Here is a 24,971-nt window from a genome sequence, read left to right as displayed (position 1 = left end):
TCACACCGACCTGATCCGCGGGTTGATGAGCACGTACAGCAGGTCGACGACGATGTTGATCACGACGAAGGCCAGCGCGACGACCAGCGTCACGCCCTGTACGAGATTGGGTTCGTTGGCGGTGATGCCCTGGAAGATCGTCATGCCCATGCCGGGCAGGGCGAAGATGACCTCGATGACGATGGCGCCGCCCAGCAGGTAGCCGACACGCAGGCCGAGCACCGTGATCGGGGTGATCAGGGCGTTGCGCAGCACGTTGCGGGAGATGACCACGCTGCGCGGGATGCCCGCGCCGATGGCCGTGCGCACGTAGTCGCGGTCGAGCTCTTCGACCATCGCGGTGCGCACCACGCGCGACAGCTGGCCGATCACCGGCACCGCGAGCGCGATGGCCGGCAGCGCCATGCGGTTCAGCCAGCCGATCGGGTCTTCGCTCAGGGCCGGAAGGGGGCCGGATGCCGGAACCAGGCGCAGCTGCAGGGTGAACAGCTGGATGAGCAGCACGGCCAACCAGAACGACGGCATCGACAGCGACGCCATCGACACCACCCGGATGACCTGGTCGGGCCATCGGTCGCGGTACAGCGCCGCGACGATGCCGAGGATCAGCGCGAACACGACAGCGATGATCAGGCCGAAGAACGTCAGCTGCATCGTCACGGGGAACGCCCCGGCGATGGCGTCGTTGACCGGCAGCTGGCGGGCCGAGTACGTGCCCAGGTCACCGTGCAGAAGACCGACGAGGAAACGGAAGTACTGGACGATGAGGGGGTCGTTGAGGCCGCGCTGGTCGCGCCAGGCCTCGAGAGCCGCCGCGTCGGCGCTCTCGCCCAGCGCGATGCGCGCCGGGTCGACGTTCGAGAAGGACATCACGAAGAACACCAGGAACGTGATGCCCAGGATCATCACCGGCAGGACGAGGAGCCGCCGGCCGATGAGGCGGAGCGTGTTCGACACCGCTCCTCCTTCCATGGGGATGTCCGCGCATCGCTGCGCGGGGTCGCCGGGGCGGATGCCGCCCCGGCGACCGGGTTGCTACTTCGCGACGCCGACGTCGAGGAACGACAGGCCGGTGGTCGACACGGGCTGGAACCCGACGAGCGCGCTCGAGTTCCACGCGGTGGGCAGCTTGCGGTGGAACAGCGGGTAGAGCGGCACCTGCTCGCTGAGCAGGTCGAACGCCTTGTTCCACGTGGCCTGCTGCTCGTCGCCCGACTGCTGCTGGGCGGTCTTGAGCAGGTCGGTGAGCTGCGTGTACTCGGCCGAGTCGGCCCAGTGCATGCGGGTGGTGGGCCACACGTTGTCACCGAACCACCAGTTCATGAGCAGGTCCGCATCATTGCCGAAGACGGAGGGGTCACCGGGTGCCAGCAGCACCTGGTAGTCGCCGGAGTCGACCTTCTGGTACTGGGCCGGGGACTGCCCGATGTCGAGCGTGGTCTTGATGCCGACGGCATCCAGCGATTCCTTCACCAGCGGCGCGACGTCCTTGACCCATCCGGTGTCGGTGGCGAGCAGCGTGATCGACAGGTTGTCGGCGTCGGCTTCCTTCAGGAGCGTCTTGGCCTTCTCGGGGTCGTACGTGTAGACCGTCGAGGCCTTGTGGTAGGCCGGGTTGTTCTCGGGCAGGAACGAGCTCGCCGCCGTGGCGTTGCCGAGCATGCCGGTGCCGATGATCTTGTCCATGTCGAGTGCGTAGAAGAACGCCTGGCGCACGCGGACATCGTCGAACGGCTTGACCTGCTGGTTGAACATCATGAACAGCAGACCGAACGACTGCTCGGTCTTCACGTCGATGCCGCTGTTCTTGAGCGTGTCGACGTCGACGTAGGGCACGTCCTCGATGGCCTGCACGGTGCCCGACTGCATGGCGGTGACGCGGGCGGCCGAGTCGCTGAGCAGGTTCCACTTCATGCCCGCCGCCTTGGCCGGGCGGGTGCCGTTGTAGTTCGGGTTCTTCTTGAACACCAGCGCCTCATCGGGCACGGCCGACTCGAGCGTGTACGGACCCGAGCCGACGGGGTTGGTGCCGAAGCCCTCGGGGTCCTTCTCGACGAGCGCCTTCGGGACGATCTTGACGGTGCCCAGTCGCTCGTTGAACAGCGAGAACGGGTACTTGGTCGTGATCTTGACCGTGGAGTCGTCGACCTTGGTCACGTCCTTGAGGAAGTCGACGAAGCTGGCGAAGAACGCCGACTGGTCGGCATCCATCGTCCGCTCGAAGCTGAAGATGACGTCCTCGACGGTGACCGGGTCGCCGTTGGAGAACTTCGCATCCTTGCGGAGCGTGACCTCGTACGTCGTGTCATCGATCTTCTTCGGCATCTCGGCCGCAAGCCCGAGGACGACCTTGTGCGTGGCCGGGTCGAGGTCGACCAGGCCCTCGAAGATGTGCCAGTTGGCCGCGACCGTGACCGCGCCCGACGCCAGGATAGGGTCGAAGCTGCCGCCGAGCGAGTACGAGATGCCCGCCTCGATCGTCGCGGTCGGGTCGATCTCACCGGATCCGGCGCTCTTGTCGGGGCTCGTCCCCGCGCCCGTGCAGCCGCTGAAGGCGAGCGACGCGGCGATGACGCCCGCGGCGACCGCGGTGACGCGCGCCGCATTGCGCCGTCGTTTCATGAACTGGAACATTCGTTGTCCGTCCTGTGTGTCGAGAGGAGAAGTGATGTCAACTGACGTCAGACATCTGACATACTATAAGCACGTCGCCGGACACGAGACAATGGGCGTGACCAGATCGAGACCTCGGGTCCCGAGACATCCCGCACGGAGCCGTTCGGGATCGCGTCATCATGAGAGATCCCGCCGGCGACGAGGGATCGAGACAACGGAGAGCACATGACGACAGTCGACCCGCGCACGGCGCGCATGCGCCGGGCCACGACCGCGGACCAGATCAAGGAGCTCATCCTCACCCGCGGCCTGCGCCCGGGCGACCCGCTCCCGACCGAGGCAGAGCTGTGCGATGCGCTCGGCGTCTCCCGCTCTTCGGTGCGCGAGGCCATGCGCACCCTGTCGACGCTCGACATCGTCGATGTGCGGCACGGGCACGGCACCTTCGTCGGTGAGATGTCGCTGCATCCGATGGTCGAGGCCCTCGTGTTCCGCGGCGTGCTCGCACCGGCCGGCGCGTTCGCCGCGCTGCGCGACGTCGTCGAGGTCCGGCTCGCCCTCGACCTCGCCGTCGCCGAGAACGTCGTCGAGGCGATCCACGACGACCGCTCCCCCGAACTGGCCGAGCTCGACGCCCTCGTCGACGAGATGGAGCGCAAGGCCGCCGCCGGCGAGACGTTCCTCGAGGAGGACCGCGCCTTCCACACCCGGCTGCTCGACGCCCTCGACAACCGGCTGGTCGGGCAGCTCGTCGGCGCCTTCTGGGATGTGCACACGGCCGTCGCCCCACAGCTGGGGATCGCCCAGCCCGACGACATCCTCATCACGGCGCACGCTCACGGCGACATGCTCGAGGCGGCCCGCCGCGGCGACGTCGAGGCGTACCGCGCCGCTGTCGTCGAGCACTACGCTCCGCTGCAGCGCTCGATCGCGAAGGTCTCGTGACCGGATGCTGACCGATCTGCCGCTCGAGCGGCTGCACGAGTACCGCAGCGCGCAGACCGAGCCCGACGACTTCGACGCGTTCTGGCAGTCCACGCTCGACGAGGCCCGTGGCTTCGACCTGATCCGCAGCGTCACGCGCGTGGACGCGGGGCTCACCACGCTCGACGTGTACGACGTGCGCTTCGGCGGGTATGACGGCGAAGAGGTCGCGGCGTGGCTGCGCGTGCCGCGCGGGACGACCGCGCCCCTGCCCGCCGTCGTGCAGTTCCACGGCTACGGGCGGGGTCGCGGCGACGCCGTCGAGAACCTCCTCTGGGCGTCGGCCGGGTTCGCCCACTTCGAGCTCGACACGCGCGGCCAGGGCTGGAGCGGGTCGCGCGGCGCCACCGCCGACACGGGCATCGGCGCCTCGCACATGCCGGGGTTCCTGACCCGCGGCATCCTCGATCCGCACACCTACTACTACCGTCGCCTCCTCACCGACGCCGTCCGCGCCGTCGAGGCGGCGCGCGCCCTCGACCTCGTCGATGCCGAGCGCGTCGGGCTCCACGGCATCAGCCAGGGCGGCGGCATGACGCTCGCGGTCGCCGGGCTCGTCCCCGACCTGCGCCACGTCGTGGCGCGGGTGCCGTTCCTGTGCGACTTCCCGCGCGCCATCCAGATCACCGACAGCGACCCGTACCACGAGATCACGGCGTACCTCGCGCACTACCGCGATCGCACCGACGACGTGCTGCGCACCCTGTCGTACTTCGACGGCGTGAACTTCGTGCGGCGGGCGCGGGCCGCGGCATCCCTCACCGTCGCGCTGATGGACCCGATCTGCCCGCCCTCGACGGTGTTCGGCGCGTACCACGCCTACGCCGGCCCGAAGCAGCTCACGGTCTGGCCGTACAACCAGCACGAGGGCGGCGGCGTCGACGACGACGTGCTCGCCCTGAACGCGCTGCGCGCCGCACTGGTCGCCTGAGCATGGACGTCTTCGTGGGCGCCTACGCGTCGGCTCCGTCATTGACGGGGTGGGATGCCGCAGCCGAGCGCACGTACCTCGACGCGGTGCTCGCCCTGCCCGGCGTGCGCGGGCTCGAACTGCCGTGGCCCGGTCGCCTGCACGCGCACGACCCCGCATGGCTGCGGGCCTGGCTGCCCTCGTCGGCCGAGCTCGTCGTCTCGGACATCGGCCACACCGTCGGGTCGCTCGCGACCGATCCGGGCTTCGGACTGGCGTCGAAGGATGCCGCGGGCCGCGCCCGCGCGGTGGCCGACGTGGCCCGGCTGCGCGACGATGTGGCCCGGCTCGCCGAGCGCGCCCGCGTCGTGGCCGTCGAACTGCACAGCGCACCGCTCGCCTCGGCCGGCGACGCCGCGGCGCTGCACGATTCGCTCGTCGAGATCGCGACGTGGGACTGGTCGGGTGCCGGTCTCGTCATCGAGCACTGCGACACGCTCGTCGCCGGCCGGCGCCCCGAGAAGGGGTACCTGGCGCTGGACGACGAGATCGCCGCGCTCGCGGGCACGCCGGTGCGCCTGAGCATGAACTGGGGGCGCAGCGCGATCGAGCTGCGCGACGCCGACGCCGTCGCGGCGCAGATCGCCCGGGCGCAGGCCTCGGGTCTGTTGCGGGGCCTCGTGTTCTCGGGTGCCGCCGACGCCGAGAACGCGTACGGCCCGGCGTGGGAGGACAACCATCCGCCCTTCGCGCCGGTCGAGGGCTCGTCGCTGCTGACCGTCGCACGCGGGCGCGACGCGCTGCGCGCCGCGGGCGAGCCCGACTGGCTCGCGCTGAAGACCGGACTGCGCCCACTCGACGCCCCCATCGCGGTGAAGGTCGACGCGATCGCACGGCAGCTCGAGCTCGTCCGGGGCCTCGCCGCGGACTGACGTCCTCGCCGCCTACGCCGTCGGCGCCAGCCACGCGCCGGCCGCGGCCAGCAGCGCCTCGGTCCCGGTCTGCAGCGTCGGCTGCACGACCGGCAGGAACAGCGGCGAGTGGTTCGCGGGGATGTCGGAGGCGACCGTCCCCGAGGCGACCGCGGCGTCCCAGGTGGCGGCATCCACCCCGCCGATCCCCCAGTACGTGTACGGCACGCCCAGCGCGCGGGGGATGTCGCTGAAGTCCTCGCTCGCCGTCTGCAGCGGCAGCTCGCCGGCCTGGTCGCCGAACCATGCTGCGAAAGCGTCGGCGACGCGCGCGGTCGCGGCGGGGTCGTTCACGGTCGGGGGAAAAGCGTCGTACACCTCGAACTCGGGCTCGCGCGGCGATCCGCTCGCGGCACACTCGGCCCGCACGATCCGTTCGATCGCCGTGCGCAGCAGCTGCCGGGTCGCGTCGGTGTAGCTGCGGGTGTTGATCTCGAGCACGGCCTCATCGGGGATGATGTTGCTCTTCGACCCCGCGTGGATCGACCCGACCGTGAGCACGGCCGGCTCGTCCGGGGCGATCTCGCGCGCGACGACCGTCTGCAGGCGCACGACGATGGCCGATGCCAGCACCACCGGGTCGACGGTCTTCTGCGGCATCGAACCGTGGCCGCCGCGCCCGAACACGCGCACGCGGATGCTCTCGGCGGCCGAGAACACCGCCCCGGGCCGGGTGGCGACCCGACCCGCCCGCATCGCCAGCACGTGCTGGGCGAGCGCCACGTCGGGGTGAGGGATGCGGGTCATCAGGCCGTCGTCGACCATGCCGCGCGCGCCGTCGCCGGCCTCCTCGGCCGGCTGGAACAGCGCGACCACGGTGCCGCGCCAGGCGTCCGCGCTCTCGGCGAGCAGCCGCGCGGCGCCCAGCAGGCATGTGACGTGCACGTCGTGCCCGCAGGCGTGCATGACCGGCACCGACTGGCCCGCGGCATCCGTCACCACCACCGTGCTCGCATACGCGACACCCGTCGCCTCGCGGACCGGCAGCGCGTCCATGTCGGCACGCATCAGCACGGTCGGTCCATCGCCGTTCACCCGCACGCCCACGACGCCGGTGCCGCCGATGCCGGTCGTGACGTCATAGCCCCACGCGGTCAGCCGGCGCGCGACCTCATCGGCCGTGCGCGTCTCCTGGTGCGAGAGCTCGGGATGCTCGTGCAGCTCGCGGTAGAAGGCCTCCTGATCCGCGCGGATCGATTCGTACCGCGCCCGCACATCCGTGAAGTCCGACATGGTCGCCCCCTCGAGCGCCACGTTACGCCGGGTCGGGATGCCGCGGCCACTAACCGTGCGCGTGGTGTCACAGATCGCACGGCCATCCGGTCATCCGTTTGGATGCCGCGTGCCGACGCGGTGGAGAGGGTGGGAGACATGCGGATCACGGTGGTGGGCGGTACCGGACTCATCGGCGCACGACTGGTGCGCCGACTGGGCGCCGACGGGCACGAGGTGGTCGCGGCATCCCGCGCCACCGGCGTCAACGCGTACACCGGGGAGGGCCTCGCCGAGGCGCTGGACGGGTCCAACGTCGTCATCGACGTCTCGAACTCGTCGTACCTCGATGAGCGCGGCGCGCAGGACTTCTTCTACGCATCGACGCTGAACCTGCTCACATTCGGCGCGGCCGCCGGGGTGGGCCATCACATCGCCCTCTCGGTGGTCGGCACCGACAGGCTCGCCGCCGGCCAGGGCGGCTACTTCATCGCGAAGGCGCAGCAGCAGCGCCTCATCCTCGAATCCGGCCGGCCGTTCACGATCGTGCATGCGACGCAGTTCTTCGAGTTCGTCCGGAGCATCGCCGACCAGGCGACCCGCAGCGGCGTCGCCCATGCCGCCGACGTGCTGATCCAGCCGATGGCAGCCGACGATGTCGCGGCCGCCGTCGCCGCCGCGGTCGGCGACGGCCCGGTGGACGACATCGTCGAGAACGCGGGGCCGGAGGTGTTCGAGCTCGGCGAGCTGCTGCGCCGCGCCCTGCGGCACGACGGCCGGCAGGTGGTCGCCGACCCACTGGGCACCTACTTCGGAGCCGCGGTCGGACGACGCGACCTCCTGCCCGGCTCCGGTGCCAGACTGGCGACGACCCGTTTCTCCGACTGGCAGGAGGCCGCACGGTGACCGCCGACCTCGAGCTGGCCGCTGCGCAGTTCGCCGAGCATCGCCGGCGCCTGTTCGGCATCGCGTATCGGATGCTCGGCACCGTCGCCGATGCCGAGGACGTGCTGCAGGATGCCTGGATCCGCTGGCAGACCGCCGACCGGGCGAGCGTCCGCGAGCCGGCCGCGTTCCTGACGACGATCACGACACGGCTGGCGATCAACGCCCTGCAGTCCGCGCATGTGCGGCGCGAGACCTACATCGGCCCCTGGCTGCCCGAGCCGGTCAACACCGAGAACGACCCCGGGCTCGGGGCCGAACGCGCCGAGGCACTGGAGTACGCAGTGCTCATCCTGCTGGAGAAGCTCACACCGACCGAGCGCGCCGCATACGTGCTGCGCGAAGCGTTGGACTACCCGTACGACCGGATCGCCGAGGTCATCCAGACCACGCCGGTCGCCACCCGGCAGCTCGTGAGCCGCGCGCGCAAGCACCTCGCGTCGGAGCGTCGTGCGACGGCGGACGCCGCGGCCCATCGTCGTCTGCTCGAGGCCTTTCTCGCGGCGGCCCAGCGCGGTGACACCGCCGAGCTCGAAGCGCTGTTCGTCGACGACGTCGTCAGCTACACCGACGGCAACGGCGTCAAGCTCGCAGCCCGGATCCCCGTGCGCGGCCGCTCGCGCGTCGCGAAATTCGTCGCCGCGTTCTCGAGCCACTTCTGGCGAGGCAAGTCCATCGAGTGGGTGACCGTCAACGGGCTGCCCGCGGCGGCCCTCGTGCAGGACGGCGCGGTCACCACCGTGCTGACCGCGCACGTCGGAGAGACCGGAATCAGGCAGCTGTTGTGGATCATGAGCCCCGACAAGCTGCAGCACGCCACGCCGGTCGCGCCGTGATGCGCGGTCGTCGTGCCGCGCAGACCACGGTGCGGCGCCTGCTCGACGCATGGCGCGCGGGGGACGCCGCTGCGGTCGCCGCGGTGCTGCACCCCCGGGTGACGCTCACGATCGACGCCGCCGCGCCCGGCGACGCGCCGGCGGGCGGTGCGCCGGCCGTGGCCGCCGCCCTGCTTGGGCTGTCGCACGGCATCGAGCCCGAGGGTTTCTCGCTCGTGGAGGCCACCGGCATGCCGGGAATCCTGCTGCGCACGACCGGGTCCGTACGCGGCGTCGTCGTGGTCGAGGCCCACCGCGCGCGCGTGGCGCGGCTGTGGGCGATCGTCGCGCCGGCCAAGCTCACGACCTGGACGTGACGGTGTCACGCCGGGCTGCGGCATCCGGTCATCACTGGCAGAGCGCGCACCCCGCGCGCCGAGCGAAGGGAATCGACATGGCACGCATCATCGTCGTCGGCGGCACCGGACTGATCGGATCGAAGGTCGTCGACAAGCTGAAGGCACACGGACACGACGCGGTCGCCGCCGCGCCGAGCACCGGCGTCGACACCATCACGGGCGAAGGCGTCGAGGCGGCCCTGAACGGCGCCGACGTCGTCGTCGACGTCTCCAACTCGCCGTCGTTCGAACAGCGGGCCGTGCTCGACTTCTTCACGACATCGACCACGAACCTGCTGAACGCCGAGAAGGCGGCCGGCGTGGGCCACCACGTGGCGCTGACCATCGTCGGCACGAACCGGCCGCAGGAGATCCCCTATTTCGCCGCCAAGATGGCGCAGGAGCTGCTCATCCGCGAGTCGGGCGTCCCGTACTCGCTGGTGCACGCCACCCAGTTCTTCGAGTTCCTCGGGAGCATCGCCGACATCTCCGTCGTCGGTGACGAGGTGCGTCTGCCCGGTGCCTTGTGCCAGCCGATCGCGGCGGAGGATGTGGCCACGGCCGTGGCGCAGACCGCCGCAGGGGATCCCGTGAACGGCGACCTCGAGATCGCCGGCCCCGAGCGCTTCGGCCTCGACGAGTGGATCCGTCGTGGACTGACGTTCCGCAACGACCCCCGCCCCGTCGTCCGCGACGACACCGCCCCCTACTACGGGGCCGTGATCGACGAGACGACCCTGATCCCCCTCGACGGCGCGCGCATCTTCGCGACGACGCTCGAGGAGTGGCTGCCCGCGAACCCCCCGCGCCGGTAGCAGCCGCAGAAGGGCGCCGCGCATCGTGCGCGGCGCCCTTCTGTCTGCGCCCCGTCGGGGCCGGCCCGTGGACCTCTACGGTGCCCCTCCGCACCGCGCGATACCGCCGCAACACGACCGTCGCCGCCCGGGACGGGAGTCTCCGAGCGGCGACGGGGTCTGTGCGCAGGCGTCAGGCCAGGGTCAGTGAGGCGACATACGCCTTGGCGGCCTCGGCGATGGTCTCGGCCACCGCGTCGGGCTGCGACACCGAGAGCGCGTGCGAGGCGCCGGCGATCTCGTGCGTGCCGCGGGATGCCGCGCGCTGCGCGCCGGCACGGTGCACCGCGACCGGGATGTTCAGGTCGGCGTCGCCGAAGACGTGCCACGACGGGATGCTCTTCCATCCCGGGTTCGTCGCGGGCAATGGCTCGGACAGTGCTTCCTCGGTCACCGGACGCTGCGTCGCAGCCATCGTCGCGGCCACGTCGGCCGGCACGTCGGCGGCGAACTGGTGCGCGAACAGCTCCTGCCGGATCGCGAACTCGTTGCCGCCGGTCGCGACCGGGTACGCGTCCAGCGCCTCGCCGAGCGTGCTCCCGGGCGCACTCGTCGACAGCGCGAAGGCGCTCTCGCCGGTGTCGGGCACGAACGCGGCGACGTACACGAGGCCGACGACCGCGTCATTGTCGGCGGACGCCTGGGTGATCACCATGCCGCCGTATGAGTGGCCGACGAGGATGACCGGGCCTCCGACGGAGGCGATGACGTCGCGCACGTACGCGGCGTCACCGGTCAGGCTGCGCAGGGGGTTCGCCGCCGCGACCGTGCGGACGCCGTGGTCACGCAGCCGCGCGATGACGCCGTTCCACGATGCCGACTCGGCGAATGCGCCGTGGACGAGGACGATGGTGGGCTTCTGATCAGACATGTTCTTCTCCTTGTGTGTGCGGACCTCGCTCGGTCGAGGCCGGGCAAGGGGATATAGAGCAGACACGACAGCCCATCGGTCTGTGACAGGACCGTCACATCCGGCCCGCGCATCCGGTCACTCCTGACAAGCGGGGTCGACGGACGACCCCTGATGCGCTGAATCACGCCGGGTCGGGATGCCGCGGCCACGAACCGTGCGCGTGCGGAATGCGCCATCCGAACTTCAGCGACAGCACCCGGAACACGAACACGACGACGGCGACCGCGTACAGGGCGATCGGCCCGTACCAGCCCAGGTACCAGAGCCCGGCGATGAGCACCGCGCCGAGGAACGCGGGCACCGCGTACAGATCGCGTGGGTTGAACAGCTGCGGGTCACGGTTGGCCACGACGTCGCGCAGCAGTCCGCCGCCGACACCGGTCGTCACGCCCAACAGCACGGCCGCGACCGGATTGAGCCCGGCCGACAGCGCGGTGACGGTGCCGGTCGTGCAGAACACGGCGAGCCCGCCGGCGTCGAACACGAGCAGCGTGCGCGAGAAGCGCTGCACGATGCCGCTGACGAAGAACACGAGCACCGCGGCCAGCACGGGCGGCACGAAGTGGATCGGCTGCGCGAACGCCGCGGGCGGCACGCCGATGATCACGTCCCGGATGACCCCGCCGCCCAGACCCGTGAGCGACCCGAGCAGCAGCGACCCGACGATGTCGAAGCCGCGCTGCGCGGCCAGCAGGCTGCCCGAGATCGCGAAGAAGAACGTGCCGAGCAGGTCGAGAAGCAGCCCCCACGTCATCGGTCCCCCGTTCGTCGGGGCCAGTGTAGTCACCGTGCGCGCCCGCGCCGCGGCATCCCGATCCCTGCCCGGTATGGTCTGAGCATGAGTGCCGGTACCGGGATGCCCCTGCGCGACTATCGCATCCACCGCTACGTGAACGCGTTCTGCCCGCGGTGCCATGAGGAGCACCCCGACCGCCCCCTGGCCGAGGTGCAGCGCCTGTCGGGATGGCTCGCCGACCGTGACGGCGTGATCTGGCTGGAGAGGGGATGCCCCGAGCACGGCCTCGTGCGCACGATGTACGACGAGTCGGCCGAGATCCTCCGGTACCTCGAGCAGTGGACCGCACCCACGAAGGTGCACGGCCCCGACGTCGCGAACAACTTCAAGCCCGTGCCGCAGGCCTATGAGGACGGCCTGCCGCAGATGCAGACCCAGCACACGTGCATCCTCCTCGAAGACATCACCGACCACTGCAACCTGCGCTGCCCGACCTGCTTCGCCGAGTCGAGTCCCGCCGCGAGCGCGTATGCGCCGCTGGCCGAGGTGCTGGCCTCGGTCGACGAGCGGCTGTCGAAGGAGAACGACCGCATCGACGTGCTCATGCTCTCGGGCGGCGAGCCGACGCTGTACCCGTGGTTCGAGCAGCTCGTCGAGCACCTGGTGTCGCGGCCCATCGTGCGCATCCTCGTCAACTCGAACGGGCTGCGCATCGCGCAGGACGACGCGTTCGTCGCCTTCTTGAAGAAGCACCGCGAGCGGGTCGAGGTCTACCTGCAGTTCGACGGCGAGACCGAGCACGCGTCGCGGCATCACCGCGGCGGCGACATCCGCCGGGTGAAGGATGCCGCCATCGAGCGCCTCTCCGAGGCCGGCGTGTTCATGACCCTGACGATGACCGCCGCGCTCGGCGTCAATGACGGCGAGATCGGCGCGGTGATCGACCGCGCCAAGCGCACGCCGTACGTGGGCGGCGTGACGATCCAGCCGGTGTTCGGTTCGGGGCGCTCGGCCGGCATCGACCCGAACGACCGCCTCACGCACACCGGGGTGCTCGCCCGGCTCGGCCCGCAGACCGACGATGAGATCACCTGGCACGACATGACGGCGCTCCCGTGCAGTCACCCGCACTGCTGCTCGGTCGGATACTTCCTCAAGGACGACGCCGGCGACTGGAAGTCGCTGGTCGGCCTCATCGGCCCCGAGCGGCTCAAGGACTTCCTCGATCTGAACCCTGACCTCATCGCCAACCGCATCGCCGACTCGAATGTGAACAAGGCGATCCGCGACGTCGTGAAGAACTCGCTGCTCGACCTCCTCAGCGAGCAGTCGTCGCTGTCGCACCCCTCGATGGTCGACATCTGGCGCGACATCTGCGTGAGCTGCGACCTGGGCATCGGCACGCTCGCCACGCTCGCGGCGTCGAAGCTGCCCGGCCAGCACCAGCGGCTGCGCCGCATGCTCGCCGACCGCGTGCTGCGCATCACCGTGAAGCCCTTCATGGACATCAACACGATGATCGAAGAGCGCCTCACCCAGTGCTGCGTGCACGTGGCGACCGTCAACGGCGAGACCAGCGCCCATCAGTGCGCGCCGTTCTGCGCCGTGCAGGCGTGGGCGCCGCTCTCGCGCAGCCGCATCTCGACGGCGACCGGGCATCGCGAGCTGCCGCTGACGGTGCGGTCATGAGCGACTACTCGCATCTGAACCGGTTCGACGAGTCGGTGGGCCACCCGGCGCCGCCGTTCGACCCGCTGCGACTGTGCGTGTTCACGACGATCGCGCTGATCGCCGCGATCACCGGCCCGCTCGCGGTGCTGGTGTTCGCACTGATCGCGATCCGCGGGTACGCGAAGTCGCGGCGCGCAGGACTGATGCGCTCGCGCTGCAAGCTCGGCGACACCCGTCTCGTCCTGGCGTACCTGGGCGTCGTCGCGCTGGCGGCCGCCGTGGCGACGCCGTTCTGGTTCCTGTTCTGGCTGCACCAGGTGACCTGACGTGTTCCCGACGCTGCACGACATCGCCGCGTGGCTGCCGCCACTGGGAACGCATGCCGTGTTCGTCGCGCTCGGGCTGGTCGCGGCATCCATCGTCTTCACGATCGAGAAGCGACGCCGCAAGGTGTCGGATCCCCGCATGCCCTACATCGTGCTGGGCGCGCTCGCGGGAGCGGCGATCATGTCGCGACTGGGCACGTGGGCGCAGCACGTCGACTTCTCCGAGAACCTGAGCCTCGCCGATCAGCTGCTGCACGGCAACGCGTCGATCCTCTCGGCGCTGGTGGGCGCGTGGCTCGGTGTGCACGTCGCCAAACGGCTCGCCGGATACAAGGAGCGCACCGGCGACCTGTTCGCACCCGCGGTCGCGCTCGCGATGGCGATCGGGCGCATCGGATGCCTGCTCACCGAGCTGCCGGGAACGCCCACGGGCGCCTCGTGGGGCATCATGCTGGATCGGGATGCCGCAGCCCGCCTGGGAGCGCCGGCCGGGGTGCCGCTGCACCCGAGCTTCGTGTACGAGATCATGTTCCACCTGGCGGCGTTCTGCCTGCTGTGGTTCTGGCTGCGCCATCGCCCGATCGCCGCGGGCGAGACGCTGACGCTCTACATCGCGGCGTACGGCGTGTTCCGGTTCTTCATCGAGTTCGTGCGCGGCAACGACATCGCGTGGCTCGGACTCACGCGGCCCCAGCTGTTCCTGGCCGTGACGATCCCGCTGCTGCTCGTGCGGATCGTGCTCAAGGCCCGTCGCGGCGGCTTCGCCGCTCCCGTCGCCACCGAGAGGATGATCGCCCATGACCGACGTGCCTGACGAGCCCCGGCCGGGACCGGAGCCGGGGCCCGAGCCCGAGCCCGGGCCCGACGATGCTCCCTCGACACCGGTCACACCGCCGGCCTTCCCTCCGCCGTACGGCCAGCAGCCCTCTGCCCCGCCGCCCCCGCAGCAGCCGTACGGGCAGCCACCACAGCAGCCGTATGGGCAGCAACCCCAGCAGCCGTACACCCAGCCGCCATACGGACAGCCCGCCTCCTTCCCCCCTCCCCCGCCGCAGAAGCGCTGGAACGAGGGCGGCGGCGCGGTCGGCATCGGCGTGGGGATCGGCGTCGGCGCGCAGATCGTGTGCATCATCCTGATGTTCGTCCTCGCTGCCTCCGGCGTGCTCGCGCAGACGTGGTGGCTGCTCCTGCTCGTGCCGGTCGCGGCGATCGTGATGATGTTCTTCCGCTCCACACGCATGGTCGCCACCGGCGTGCTCATCGTGTCCGCGGCGGCGTGGCTCATCGTGCTCGGCCCGTGCGTCGGGCTCATGGCCCAGAGCTGAACGCAGCGAGCCGGCACGGGAATGTTTCGCCCCGTGTCACATCGCTTCGTGATGCCGCACAGGCACCGTACTCTCGGAGAGTCCCGATCAGAAGGAGATTCCTGTGAGCACGCCACTGACCCGCCAAACGCCCTTCGAGGTGCGTGAGCGTGTCGAGTGCATGTGCGGGCACGGCGGAGCCTGCTCCTCCTTCGCACCGGGGCACGCGCTGCACCTGATCCAGGCGCGCATCGCGTCGGCGACGCCGTCGGAGTGGGCCGATGCCCTCGTGACGGGAGTGGATGCCGCGACCGGCGACATCCGGCTGCTGGCGCTCGACGGCACGACATATGAGATCTGGAACGCCGGCGGCGCAGCCCTCGAGGTCGAGCCGGGCAGCCCGGTGGCCCTGCACCCCCGCTACGGCGTGCTGGCCGTCGGCCGCATCCAGTACAACGTCGCGCTCGGCGCCTGACGCGCGCGGTCGCCTTCTCGCCCGCGAACCCCTGTCTTTCGGCCGAAATTTCCGACCCCGCATGTATGCCTGAATCGCTCACCTCTTGATAACTCAGGCTTATCAACTGGTGAGCGCCCGAGGTTACGCCGCCCCGCTCAGCGAGATCATCCTTGTGCACGCCTGGGCGCGAATATGCGTGCACAACAGTGATCTCGCGCAGGGTTCCGTGCGTCTTCGGTGACCTACAGCGCGCACACGTGTCGCGCGAGCGCCGCCTGCTCTGACGCCGGGCCGCGGCATCCTGAACCGGCGTCACATGGTGGCGGGCATCGACGCGCGCATGGCCATGCACGCGTCCATGCAGGCCTTGCAGGCCTGTGCGCACATGCGGCACACGTCGTCGTCCATCTCCATGCAGGCGTCCATGCACATCTGGCACATCGCGACGCACGCGTCGAGCATGGCCATCATGACCGCGGGGGTCATGCCCTTCATGCGCATCATCGACCGCATCATGGTGTTGCACATGTCGGCGCAGTTCATGCACTCCGGAGCGCAGTCCATCATCTCCATTGCGCAGACCGTGCAGGCCTGCTCGCATGCCGAGCAGGCGTCCATACACGCCTGCATCGCGGCCATGTCCATCGACTCCATGCCGGGCATCGACATCATGTCCTTGCTCATGGCGTCCATCATCATCGCGTCCATACCTGTTCCGCCTTCCCCCTCGCTGCGGCGGGCAGGTGCGGCCCGCCTGAGGCCAGGCTAGCGCCGAAAGCGGCCGCGGTCGATGGGTGATTCTCGGGTGGCCGCGCCGAGGCTCGGCCGTCCCTGCTACGACCAGATCGCGTCGGGCGACTCCAGACCGCCCGCGCGCACGAAGTCGCGATACATGTCGGTCTGGCTGAGTCCCGACACCACCATGACGCTGTTCTGCAGCTGGGCCCAGCCCCCGCTCCAGGTCAGGCGCGACGCGATGTCCCAGGTCGAGGCATCCGGCTCGTCCTCAAGGATCTCCGCGGTCTCGCGTGCCCGGCGCAGCGCGTGCAATGCGGTGTCGCGGCGGCGGTCGGCCAGCCCGCGGAACCGGTAGCCGTGGCCCGGCACGACCTCGTAGTCGTCGTACGGGTGCAGCCGGTGCAGTGCGCGCAGATAAGCGGCGAGCGGGTTCTCGTCGAAGCCGGCCCCGAGCCCGAGCCCGGGGAAGACCGTGGGCAGCACGTGGTCGCCGGAGAAGAGCAGGCCGCGCTCTTCGTCAACGATGCAGAGGTGCCCGGGCGTGTGGCCCGGGGTGTGCAGGGCGCGCCACGACGCACCGGCGACCGGCAGCTCGTCGCCGTCGGCGACCAGGACATCCGCCCGCAGCGACGTCGACTGCGGGCCGCCCGCGGTGCGGGCGCGCTCAGCCATCACCCGGGCACGGTCCGGCGCGACACCCCAGCCGCGCAGCCGCTCCTCGAACGCGGCGACCGCGTCGGGCGACGTCGGGTCGGGGGCGGCGTCGAGCGAGGCCTGCTCGCTCGCATGCAGCACGACCCGGGCGCCGCTCGCCTCGCGCACGGCGGCGGCGAGACCGAGGTGGTCGGGGTGCGAGTGCGTGACGATCACGATGTCGACGTCGGCGAGCCCGCGGTCGAGGGTGCGCAGGAACGCGTCGAGACGCTCGAGCGACCCGGGCTCGGCCCACCCCGGGTCGACCACGGCGACGTGGCCGTCGGGGCCGAGCTGCACGGCGGTCAACGTGTACCCGAGACCGGAGCCGCCGGGCATCGGCATCGCGAACGACCACAGCCCTTCGGCGAGCTTCTCGGCGTCGGGCATGCCGCCCGAGGTCGCGGCTCGGTACTGGGCGTCGCTGACAGGCTCCATCGTCTTCCTTCCGGCGGAAGGCGTCTCAGCACTCCGCTCTCCGAACGCTACCGAGCCGCCGCGCGGGCCGGAAATCGGCGGGGCACCGCGCGCGGTGCGCCCCGCTCGGGCCGGAAACGGGACCGGACGCGCCGCGGCGCGGGTCACATCTGTCGCCGTTGCGCCCTTCCCGGCGCACTCCCGCGCAACACCGACAGATCTGCGCAGCCCGAGCGGCGGCCCGGCGAGCCCCGATCTGGCAGCCGAAACGTCCTGCAAGATGAACAGTCGGCGCCGTGTTCGCCGCACCCCTTGCCGCGCGGCATCCCCTGTGCTCGACTCAGAACCGACGGGGCGCACTCGCGCCCGGCGCCTCGGAACAACAGGAGCACAACCATGAAGGCACTCGTCTATCACGGCCCGGGGAAGAAGTCCTGGGAGGAGGTGCCTGACCCCCGCATCCAGGCACCCACGGACGCGATCGTGCGCATCGAGAGCACGACCATCTGCGGGACCGATCTGCACATCCTCAAGGGCGACGTCCCGGCCGTGACCGACGGACGCATCCTCGGGCACGAGGGCGTCGGCGTCATCACCGAGGTGGGCGACGCCGTCACCGAGTTCGCGGTCGGCGACCGCGTCATCCTCTCCTGCGTCAGCGCCTGCGGCAAGTGCAGCAACTGCCTCGAGGGGCTGCGCTCGCACTGCCTCGCCCCCGAGGGCGCGAGCGGCATCGGCTGGATCTTCGGTCACCTCATCGACGGCACGCAGGCCGAGCTCGTGCGCGTGCCGTTCGCCGAGACCTCGCTGTACACGCTGCCCGAAGGGGTGGACGCCGACACCGCGGTGCTCATCAGCGACATCCTGCCCACCGGACACGAGATCGGCGTCAAGTACGGCGCGGTCAAGGCCGGTGACGTCGTCGCGGTCGTGGGCACAGGTCCCGTCGGCCTCGCCACGATCATGACCTCGAAGCTGTACGGCCCCAGCAAGGTCATCGCGATCGACATCGACCCGAACCGGGTCGAACAGGCCAAGCGGTTCGGCGCCACGCACGGCGTCGTCTCCACCGATGCCGACTGGCGCGACCAGGTGATCGCCCTCACCGACGGCGCCGGGGTGGATGTCGCGATCGAGGCCGTCGGCATCCCGCAGACGTGGGACATGGTGCTCGACATCGTGCGCCCCGGCGGGCACGTCGCCAACGTCGGCGTGCACGGCAAGCCGGTCGAACTGCCGCTCGATCGCATCTGGATCGAGAACCTGCACATCTCGACCGGCCTGGTCAACACCGACACGGCCGGCATGCTCACCAAGCTCGTCGCCGAGGGCATCATCGATCCGAGCGGATTCATCAGCCACCACTTCGCGCTGAGCGACATCGAATCGGCCTACGACACCTTCTCGCGCGCCGCCGAGACGAAGGCGCTCAAGGTCATCCTCAACGCCTGACCCGCACCGACCGGCCCCGGACGCACCGTGCGCGCCCGGGGGCCGGGCCGTCGTCACCCCGCCTGCCCTGTTCATCTCGCAGGACGCTTTTGCGCTCCCGGGCGTGTCGTCCGGCGTGTCGCGGAGCACCGGCCGGATCCTCCTGCGAGACGAACGCCCACGCCGCGCAGGTGGGTGGCGCGCGCCGCAGGCATAGGCTCTTCCCGGAAGGAGCCGCCGATGTCCCCTCTCGTCACCGCCGCCGAGCTGCGCGAAATGCTCGCGTCGCCGCGTCCGCCCCGCGTGCTCGATGTGCGCTGGCGCCTCGACCGTCCCGACGGACGCGAGGCGTTCACCGCGGGGCATATTCCCAGCGCCGTATACGTCGATCTCGACACCGAGCTGGCCGCCCCCGGCGCACCGGCCGACGGCCGGCATCCTCTCCCGTCCCCCGCGCGCCTGCAGGAAGCGGCCCGCCGCTGGGGCCTGCGCGACGGTGACACCGTCGTCGTCTACGACGACATCAAGAACACGTCCGCGGCCCGCGCCTGGTGGCTGCTGCGCGACGCCGGTGTCGACGCCCGCGTGCTCGACGGCGCGTACGACGCATGGGTCGGCGCCGGGCTGCCGGTCGAGACGGGTGAGAGCGAGCAGACGCCGGGGGATGTGACCCTGACGACCGGGCGCATGCCGACGGTGGAGATGGATGCCGCGGCCGCCGCCCCCGCGACGGGCGTGCTGCTGGATGCCCGGGCCGCCGAGCGCTACCGCGGCGAGGTCGAGCCGATCGACCCACAGGCGGGCCACATCCCCGGCGCGATCAGCGCGCCCACGACCGACAACGTCGACGCGCGGGGGCGGTTTCTGCCACCCGAGGTGCTGCGGGCCCGGTTCGCCGCGCTGGGCGTGACCGACGGCATCCCGGTCACCGCCTACTGCGGCTCGGGGGTGACCGCGTCGCACGAGGTGCTCGCACTCGCGGTCGCCGGCATCGACGCCGCCCTGTACCCCGGCTCGTGGAGCCAATGGTCGAACACACCAGGCCGCCCGGTCGCCACCGGCGCCGCGCCCGCACCCGATGAGGAGGAACAATGAGCAGAGTCGCCATCGTCACGGGAGGTGCCCGCGGCATCGGCGCCGCGACCGCAGGCCGCCTGGCAACCGACGGCTTCGACGTCGCCGTGATCGACCTGGTCGAAGCCGATGCGCAGCCGGTGGTCGACGAGATCCGCGCGACGGGCCGACACGCGCTCGCCGTCGGCGCCGATGTCTCCGACGAGGCGGCCGTCGCCGCCGCGGTCGAGCGCGTCGCGACCGAGCTCGGCGCACCCGTGGTGCTCGTGAACAACGCGGGCGTGATCCGCGACAACCTGCTGTTCAAGATGACCGCCGACGACTGGGACACCGTGCTGCGCGTGCACCTGCGCGGCGCGTTCCTGATGAGCCGCGCCGTGCAGAAGCACATGGTCGACGCGGGCTGGGGCCGCATCGTGAACCTGTCGAGCACCTCGGCGCTCGGCAACCGCGGGCAGGCGAACTACGCCGCCGCGAAGGCCGGCATGCAGGGCCTCACCAAAACGCTCGCGATCGAGCTGGGCCGCTTCGGCGTGACCGCGAACGCGATAGCACCGGGGTTCATCGAGACCGACATGACCGCGGCCACCGCCGCGCGCATCGGCGTGCCGTTCGACGAGTTCATCGCCGCCCGCGCGGCCGAGATCCCGGTGGGGCGCGGCGGCAAGCCCGACGACATCGCGAACGCCGTCTCGTTCTTCGTGTCGGAGGCCTCGGGCTTCGTCTCCGGCCAGGTGCTGTACGTGGCCGGCGGACCGAAAGCCTGACGGCGTTCGCCGACTGACACGGCGAACCGCAGCATCCCGAACCGGCCCCCACCCCCGGAATCGGTGGGAGACTGCCGATATGGCGACCACGATCCCGGTCGACCTCACAGACACGAAGACGTCTCATCTCCCGCCTGCGCAGGCTGACCTCCTGAACCGCACCCGCATCGAGCACAAGGGCAACATCGTCGTCCGGTGGATCACCTCCACCGACCACAAGATCATCGGGTACATGTACCTGATCTCGTCGGTGATGTTCTTCATGCTCGGCGGCGTGATGGCCCTGATCATCCGCGCCGAGCTGTTCGAGCCCGGCATCCAGATCGTCGCGACGAAAGATCAGTTCAACCAGCTGTTCACGATGCACGGCACGATCATGCTGCTGATGTTCGCGACGCCGCTGTTCGCGGGTTTCGCGAACGCGATCCTGCCGCTGCAGCTGGGTGCGCCCGATGTGGCGTTCCCGCGGTTGAACGCGTTCGCGTTCTGGCTGTTCCTGTTCGGTTCGCTCATCGCGGTGGCCGGGTTCCTGACCCCGCAGGGTGCGGCGGCGTTCGGCTGGTTCGCCTACCAGCCGCTGGCGAATGCGACGTTCTCACCCGGCGCCGGCGGCAACCTCTGGTTCCTGGGCCTGGGCATGAGCGGTTTCGGCACCATCCTCGGCGCCGTCAACTTCATCAGCACCGTGATCACCATGCGCGCACCGGGCATGACCATGTGGCGCATGCCGATCTTCTCGTGGAACATCCTGCTGACCAGCATCCTGATCCTGATGGCCTTCCCGGTGCTGGCGGCCGCCCTGCTGGCGGCGGCTGCCGACCGCATCCTCGGCGCGCATCTGTTCGATGCCGCCAACGGCGGTGTGCTGCTGTGGCAGCACATGTTCTGGTTCTTCGGGCACCCCGAGGTGTACATCATCGCGCTGCCGTTCTTCGGCATCGTCACCGAGGTGTTCCCCGTGTTCAGCCGCAAGCCGATCTTCGGGTATCGCACGCTGATCTACGCGACGATCGCGATCGCCTCGCTGTCGGCATCGGTCTGGGCGCACCACATGTACGCCACCGGCGGTGTGCTGCTGCCGTTCTTCTCGCTGATGTCGATGCTCATCGCGGTGCCGACCGGGGTGAAGATCTTCAACTGGATCGGCACCATGTGGCGCGGCTCGGTGACGTTCGAGACACCTCTCGTGTTCGCCATCGGGTTCCTGACGTCGTTCGTGTTCGGCGGTCTGACGGGCGTGATCCTCGCCTCTCCGCCGCTGGACTTCCACGTCACCGACTCGTACTTCGTCGTCGCGCATTTCCACTACGTGGTGTTCGGCACGGTCGTGTTCGCGATGTTCTCGGGCTTCTACTTCTGGTGGCCGAAGTGGACCGGCAAGATGCTCAACGAGAGATTGGGCATGGTGCACTTCTGGATGCTGTTCATCGGCTTCCACATGACCTTCCTCGTGCAGCACTGGCTGGGCGTGGCCGGCATGCCGCGGCGTTATGCGGACTATGCGCCGTCCGACGGGTTCACCTGGATGAACCAGGTCTCCACGATCGGTGCGATGCTGCTGGGCTCATCGATGATCCCGTTCATCTTCAACGTGTGGATCACCGCCCGCAAGGCGCCACGGGTCACCGTCAACGATCCGTGGGGCTACGGCGGATCGCTCGAGTGGGCGACCAGCTGCCCGCCGCCGCGGCACAACTTCACGTCGATCCCGCGCATCCGCAGCGAGCGCCCCGCGTTCGACCTGAACCACCCCGAGGCGATGCCGGTCCACACCTGAGGGCGTCAGCCCGTTACGGGACCGAATCGCCCCGCGGAGCGCAGATCATTATGCTCGATGCGACCCTCTCCGTCCGCAGATCGCTCCCCCATGACCTCCTCCGCACTCCCGTCGCCGCACGCCGCCGTCCGCGTGTCGGTCGTCGGTCGCGGTCGGCTCGGGTCGGCGATCGCCCCCGCGTTGGCCCTCGCCGGGTACACCGTGCTGGGGCCGACCGGTCGCGACGAGCCCGTCGCAGACGCAGACGTCGTGCTGCTGTGCGTTCCCGATCGACAGATCCGGGATGCCGCGGCCGCCGCCGCCGGCCGCGCGAGGTTCGTCGGCCACACGTCGGGCGCAACCGGCCTCGACGACGTGGACTTCGGGCTGCACCCGCTGCAGACGTTCGCAGGCTCGGACGACCCGTCGGTGTTCGCCGGCATCGGCGCCGCGATCGGTGGTCGCACCCCCGAGGCGCTCGCGGTCGCGCGCGTGCTGGCGGAGGCGCTGGGCATGCACCCCTTCGAGATCGCCGACGCCGACCGGGCCGGCTACCACGCCGCCGCGGCGTTCGCGTCGAACTTCCTCATCACCCTCGAGGGCGTGGCCGAGCGCGTTCTGCACGACGCGGTGCCCGGCCTGACGGGCGACGACGCCCGCGCCCTGCTCGCGCCCCTCGTGCGCCGCACGGTCGACAACTGGGCGGCGGCGGGTGCGGCATCCGCCCTCACCGGACCCATCGCCCGCGGCGACGACGACACCGTCGCACGACAGCGCGCCGCGATCGACGCCGAGCTCGTACCGCTGTTCGACATGCTCGCCGCCCGCACCCGTGCCCTCGCGGCGGAACGGAGCCTGTGATGCAGACACTGCGGACCGTCGCCGAGGTGCGCGACGCCGTGCGCGCGACGCGCGAGCGCGGAGGGTCGGTCGGCCTTGTGCCGACGATGGGCGCGTTCCACGAGGGACACCTGTCGCTCATGCGCGCCGCCTGCGCCGCGCACGACCTCGTCGTGGTGTCGCTGTTCGTGAACCCGACGCAGTTCGGGCCCGGCGAAGACCTCGCCGCGTACCCGCGCGACGAGCAGCGCGACGCCTCGCTCGCGGAGGACGCCGGTGCCGACATCCTGTTCGCCCCGCCGGTCGCCGAGGTGTATCCCGACGGGTTCGCGACCTCGATCCATGTGACGGGGATCACCGATGTGCTGTGCGGCGCGACGCGCCCCGGGCACTTCGACGGCGTGGCGACCGTGGTCACGAAGCTCTTCGGCATCGTGCGGCCCGACGCCGCGTATTTCGGGCAGAAGGATGCCCAGCAGGTGCTCGTCGTGCGCCGCGTGGTGCGCGACCTGAACCTCGACGTGCGCGTGGTCGCGTGCCCGATCGTGCGCGAGGCGGACGGGCTCGCGATGAGCTCACGGAACGCGTACCTGGATGCCGCGGCCCGCGTGCAGGCGAGGGCGCTGAGCCGCGCGCTCGATGCCGCGCAGAGCGCGGTCGCGGCCGGGCAGGTGGCGGCGACCGGGGTGCTTGCGGCGGCGGGTGCGGTGCTGGCGGAAGCGGGCATCGATCCCGAGTACCTCGAGCTGCGCTCCCCCGACGACCTCGCGCCGGCCGACGCCGTCGCGCCGAGCGCCCTGCTCGCCGTGGCAGCCCGGATCGGCGCCGCCCGCCTCATCGACAACCGGCTGCTGGAGGCCTCCTGATGCGCCGCACCATGCTGAAGTCCAAGATCCATCGCGCCCGGGTGACCGGCAGCGACCTGCACTACGTCGGGTCGATCACGGTCGACCCCGATCTGCTCGAGGCCGCCGACATCCGCGCGAACGAGCAGGTTCACGTCGTCGACGTCGACAACGGGTCGCGCCTGGTCACCTACACGATCGCGGGCGAGCGCGGCTCGGGAGACCTGCAGCTCAACGGCGCCGCCGCCCGGCTCGTGCACACCGGCGACACCGTCATCGTCATCTCCTATGCCGATCTCGACGACGCCGAGCTCGACGACTACGCGCCGCGCATCGTGCACGTCGATGAGGGCAACCGCATCATCGCCGTGGACTCCGATCCCGGCATCCTGCTCTCCACGGAGGTCCTCTCATGAGCACGCACCCGGGCGACGGCGCCCCGAAGACCACGTTCGCGACCCTCGCGGCAAAGAAGGCCGCGGGCGAGCCGATCGTCATGGTGACGGCATACGATCATCCGGGTGCGCGCGCCGCCGAGGCGGCGGGGGTGGATGCCGTGCTCGTCGGCGACTCGGCAGCCATGACCGTGCTCGGCTACGACAGCACCGTGTCGGTGACGGTCGACGAGATGCTGATGCTGACCGCGGCCGTGCGCCGCGGTCTGTCCGGCCCTCTGCTCGTGGCCGATCTGCCGTTCGGGTCGTACGAGGCGAGCGACGAGCAGGCCGTGCGCACCGCGCAGCGGTTCGTCAAGGAGTGCGGGGCGGACGCCGTCAAGATCGAGCGCGGCGGCACGACAGTCGAGCGGGCACGGGCGATCGTGGCGGCGGGCGTCCCGGTGATGGGGCACGTGGGGCTCACGCCGCAGACCGTGGGCGTGCTGGGCGGGTACCGCGCGCAGGGTCGCACCGCCGATACCGCGGAGCGGGTGGCCGCCGATGCTCTGGCGCTGCAGGCGGCGGGATGCTTCGCGCTGGTGTTCGAGGCGATCCCGAGCGAGGCGACAGCCGCCATCGTGCCGCTGCTGGACATCCCGGTGATCGGCATCGGGGCGGGCCCGGATGCCGATGGCCAGGTGCTCGTGTTCCACGACCTGCTGGGCATCCACGACGGGCACCAGGCGCGCTTCGTCAAGCGATTCGCCGAGATCGGCGCCGCGACGATCGCGGGCATCCGCGCATATGCCGACGAGGTGCGCTCGGGAGCGTACCCCGCGCCCGAGCACGGCTATGGGATGGCCGCGGGCGAGGCCGAGAAGCTGCACGCCGCACTCGACGATCTGCGCTGAGGCGCGGGCC

General features: G+C 70.5%; 27 protein-coding genes. 20 read left to right on the top strand and 7 right to left on the bottom strand.

Annotation, left to right across the window (positions count from 1 at the left end; genetic code table 11):
• Both ABMQ42_RS03615 and ABMQ42_RS03610 read right to left on the bottom strand, forming a co-directional pair.
• Positions 1-957: an ABC transporter permease gene (locus tag ABMQ42_RS03615; RefSeq protein ID WP_349721458.1), complete on the bottom strand. Its 957-nt coding sequence runs from the start codon at positions 955-957 to the stop codon at positions 1-3.
• A 78-nt stretch (positions 958-1,035) separates the two neighbouring features.
• Positions 1,036-2,634, bottom strand: a complete 1,599-nt coding sequence (locus tag ABMQ42_RS03610; protein WP_349721457.1) for an ABC transporter substrate-binding protein — start codon at positions 2,632-2,634, stop codon at positions 1,036-1,038.
• A 207-nt stretch (positions 2,635-2,841) separates the two neighbouring features.
• Here ABMQ42_RS03610 and ABMQ42_RS03605 point away from each other — a divergent pair, with 207 nt between their 5' ends.
• Genes ABMQ42_RS03605 through ABMQ42_RS03595 form a run of 3 tightly spaced genes read left to right on the top strand, consistent with a single transcriptional unit; the run spans position 2,842 to position 5,442 of the window.
• Entirely contained in the window at positions 2,842-3,561 is a 720-nt protein-coding gene (locus ABMQ42_RS03605) for a FadR/GntR family transcriptional regulator (protein ID WP_349721456.1), read from the top strand.
• 4 nt (positions 3,562-3,565) lie between these two features.
• A complete protein-coding gene (locus tag ABMQ42_RS03600) occupies positions 3,566-4,531 on the top strand; it encodes an acetylxylan esterase (RefSeq protein WP_349721455.1) in 966 nt (321 codons plus the stop codon).
• 2 nt (positions 4,532-4,533) lie between these two features.
• Complete coding sequence (locus ABMQ42_RS03595; RefSeq protein WP_349721454.1) at positions 4,534-5,442, top strand: DUF4862 family protein; 909 nt, start codon at positions 4,534-4,536, stop codon at positions 5,440-5,442.
• A gap of 12 nt (positions 5,443-5,454) precedes the next feature.
• Here ABMQ42_RS03595 and ABMQ42_RS03590 read toward each other — a convergent pair whose 3' ends face one another.
• The gene (locus ABMQ42_RS03590) at positions 5,455-6,714 is read right to left on the bottom strand and encodes an amidohydrolase (RefSeq protein WP_349721453.1); all 1,260 of its coding nucleotides are present in this window, start codon (positions 6,712-6,714) and stop codon (positions 5,455-5,457) included.
• Between the two features lie 138 nt (positions 6,715-6,852).
• Here ABMQ42_RS03590 and ABMQ42_RS03585 point away from each other — a divergent pair, with 138 nt between their 5' ends.
• The 4 genes from ABMQ42_RS03585 to ABMQ42_RS03570 all read left to right on the top strand — a co-directional run bounded on the left by ABMQ42_RS03585 (position 6,853) and on the right by ABMQ42_RS03570 (position 9,666).
• Positions 6,853-7,599: an SDR family oxidoreductase gene (locus ABMQ42_RS03585; protein ID WP_349721451.1), complete on the top strand. Its 747-nt coding sequence runs from the start codon at positions 6,853-6,855 to the stop codon at positions 7,597-7,599.
• The gene (locus tag ABMQ42_RS03580) at positions 7,596-8,474 is read left to right on the top strand and encodes an RNA polymerase sigma-70 factor (protein ID WP_349721450.1); all 879 of its coding nucleotides are present in this window, start codon (positions 7,596-7,598) and stop codon (positions 8,472-8,474) included. The genes ABMQ42_RS03585 and ABMQ42_RS03580 overlap by 4 nt, the downstream gene beginning before the upstream one ends.
• Entirely contained in the window at positions 8,474-8,830 is a 357-nt protein-coding gene (locus ABMQ42_RS03575) for a hypothetical protein (protein WP_349721449.1), read from the top strand. Before ABMQ42_RS03580 ends, ABMQ42_RS03575 begins: the two co-directional genes overlap by 1 nt.
• Positions 8,831-8,907: 77 nt before the next feature.
• Positions 8,908-9,666, top strand: coding sequence for an SDR family oxidoreductase (locus ABMQ42_RS03570; RefSeq protein ID WP_349721448.1), 759 nt, complete (start codon positions 8,908-8,910; stop codon positions 9,664-9,666).
• A 172-nt stretch (positions 9,667-9,838) separates the two neighbouring features.
• Here ABMQ42_RS03570 and ABMQ42_RS03565 read toward each other — a convergent pair whose 3' ends face one another.
• Complete coding sequence (locus ABMQ42_RS03565) at positions 9,839-10,576, bottom strand: alpha/beta fold hydrolase (protein WP_349721447.1); 738 nt, start codon at positions 10,574-10,576, stop codon at positions 9,839-9,841.
• A 163-nt stretch (positions 10,577-10,739) separates the two neighbouring features.
• Positions 10,740-11,372, bottom strand: coding sequence for a trimeric intracellular cation channel family protein (locus tag ABMQ42_RS03560; protein ID WP_349721446.1), 633 nt, complete (start codon positions 11,370-11,372; stop codon positions 10,740-10,742).
• An 84-nt stretch (positions 11,373-11,456) separates the two neighbouring features.
• On the opposite strand from ABMQ42_RS03560, the gene ABMQ42_RS03555 reads away from it, so the two are divergent.
• The 5 genes from ABMQ42_RS03555 to ABMQ42_RS03535 all read left to right on the top strand — a co-directional run bounded on the left by ABMQ42_RS03555 (position 11,457) and on the right by ABMQ42_RS03535 (position 15,130).
• Positions 11,457-13,043, top strand: coding sequence for a radical SAM protein (locus ABMQ42_RS03555; protein ID WP_349721445.1), 1,587 nt, complete (start codon positions 11,457-11,459; stop codon positions 13,041-13,043).
• The gene (locus ABMQ42_RS03550) at positions 13,040-13,351 is read left to right on the top strand and encodes a hypothetical protein (RefSeq protein ID WP_349721444.1); all 312 of its coding nucleotides are present in this window, start codon (positions 13,040-13,042) and stop codon (positions 13,349-13,351) included. The genes ABMQ42_RS03555 and ABMQ42_RS03550 overlap by 4 nt, the downstream gene beginning before the upstream one ends.
• A 1-nt stretch (position 13,352) precedes the next feature.
• Entirely contained in the window at positions 13,353-14,165 is an 813-nt protein-coding gene (locus tag ABMQ42_RS03545) for a prolipoprotein diacylglyceryl transferase (RefSeq protein ID WP_349721442.1), read from the top strand.
• Positions 14,149-14,676 (top strand): hypothetical protein, encoded by a 528-nt coding sequence (locus ABMQ42_RS03540; RefSeq protein ID WP_349721440.1) that lies wholly within the window; start codon positions 14,149-14,151, stop codon positions 14,674-14,676. The genes ABMQ42_RS03545 and ABMQ42_RS03540 overlap by 17 nt, the downstream gene beginning before the upstream one ends.
• A gap of 103 nt (positions 14,677-14,779) precedes the next feature.
• Positions 14,780-15,130, top strand: a complete 351-nt coding sequence (locus ABMQ42_RS03535) for a hypothetical protein (protein WP_349721439.1) — start codon at positions 14,780-14,782, stop codon at positions 15,128-15,130.
• Between the two features lie 294 nt (positions 15,131-15,424).
• Here the strand turns inward: ABMQ42_RS03535 and ABMQ42_RS03530 are convergent, their stop codons facing one another.
• Together ABMQ42_RS03530 and ABMQ42_RS03525 are read right to left on the bottom strand one after the other, a co-directional pair.
• Positions 15,425-15,796 (bottom strand): four-helix bundle copper-binding protein, encoded by a 372-nt coding sequence (locus ABMQ42_RS03530; protein ID WP_349721438.1) that lies wholly within the window; start codon positions 15,794-15,796, stop codon positions 15,425-15,427.
• 150 nt (positions 15,797-15,946) lie between these two features.
• Positions 15,947-16,981, bottom strand: a complete 1,035-nt coding sequence (locus ABMQ42_RS03525; RefSeq protein WP_349721436.1) for an MBL fold metallo-hydrolase — start codon at positions 16,979-16,981, stop codon at positions 15,947-15,949.
• 375 nt (positions 16,982-17,356) lie between these two features.
• Here ABMQ42_RS03525 and ABMQ42_RS03520 point away from each other — a divergent pair, with 375 nt between their 5' ends.
• The 8 genes from ABMQ42_RS03520 to panB all read left to right on the top strand — a co-directional run bounded on the left by ABMQ42_RS03520 (position 17,357) and on the right by panB (position 24,961).
• A complete protein-coding gene (locus ABMQ42_RS03520; protein WP_349721435.1) occupies positions 17,357-18,412 on the top strand; it encodes a zinc-dependent alcohol dehydrogenase family protein in 1,056 nt (351 codons plus the stop codon).
• 219 nt (positions 18,413-18,631) lie between these two features.
• Complete coding sequence (locus tag ABMQ42_RS03515; protein ID WP_349721434.1) at positions 18,632-19,486, top strand: sulfurtransferase; 855 nt, start codon at positions 18,632-18,634, stop codon at positions 19,484-19,486.
• The gene (locus ABMQ42_RS03510) at positions 19,483-20,232 is read left to right on the top strand and encodes an SDR family oxidoreductase (RefSeq protein WP_349721432.1); all 750 of its coding nucleotides are present in this window, start codon (positions 19,483-19,485) and stop codon (positions 20,230-20,232) included. The genes ABMQ42_RS03515 and ABMQ42_RS03510 overlap by 4 nt, the downstream gene beginning before the upstream one ends.
• A gap of 79 nt (positions 20,233-20,311) precedes the next feature.
• The gene (gene ctaD, locus ABMQ42_RS03505; RefSeq protein ID WP_349721430.1) at positions 20,312-22,009 is read left to right on the top strand and encodes an aa3-type cytochrome oxidase subunit I; all 1,698 of its coding nucleotides are present in this window, start codon (positions 20,312-20,314) and stop codon (positions 22,007-22,009) included.
• Positions 22,010-22,099: 90 nt separating this feature from the next.
• A complete protein-coding gene (locus ABMQ42_RS03500) occupies positions 22,100-22,849 on the top strand; it encodes a DUF2520 domain-containing protein (RefSeq protein WP_349721428.1) in 750 nt (249 codons plus the stop codon).
• Positions 22,849-23,694: a pantoate--beta-alanine ligase gene (panC, locus tag ABMQ42_RS03495; protein ID WP_349721427.1), complete on the top strand. Its 846-nt coding sequence runs from the start codon at positions 22,849-22,851 to the stop codon at positions 23,692-23,694. Before ABMQ42_RS03500 ends, panC begins: the two co-directional genes overlap by 1 nt.
• On the top strand, positions 23,694-24,089 hold the full coding sequence (gene panD / locus ABMQ42_RS03490; RefSeq protein WP_349721426.1) for an aspartate 1-decarboxylase: 396 nt from the start codon (positions 23,694-23,696) through the stop codon (positions 24,087-24,089). Before panC ends, panD begins: the two co-directional genes overlap by 1 nt.
• Positions 24,086-24,961 carry a 3-methyl-2-oxobutanoate hydroxymethyltransferase gene (panB, locus tag ABMQ42_RS03485; protein WP_349721424.1) on the top strand — a complete coding sequence of 292 codons (876 nt, stop codon included), beginning with the start codon at positions 24,086-24,088 and terminating at the stop codon, positions 24,959-24,961. Before panD ends, panB begins: the two co-directional genes overlap by 4 nt.
• Positions 24,962-24,971: the final 10 nt, after the last annotated feature.

This window comes from Microbacterium sp. KR10-403 (assembly GCF_040196215.1).
Taxonomy (GTDB): Bacteria; Actinomycetota; Actinomycetes; order Actinomycetales; family Microbacteriaceae; genus Microbacterium.
This window is presented reverse-complemented; position numbering and strand designations above follow the sequence as displayed.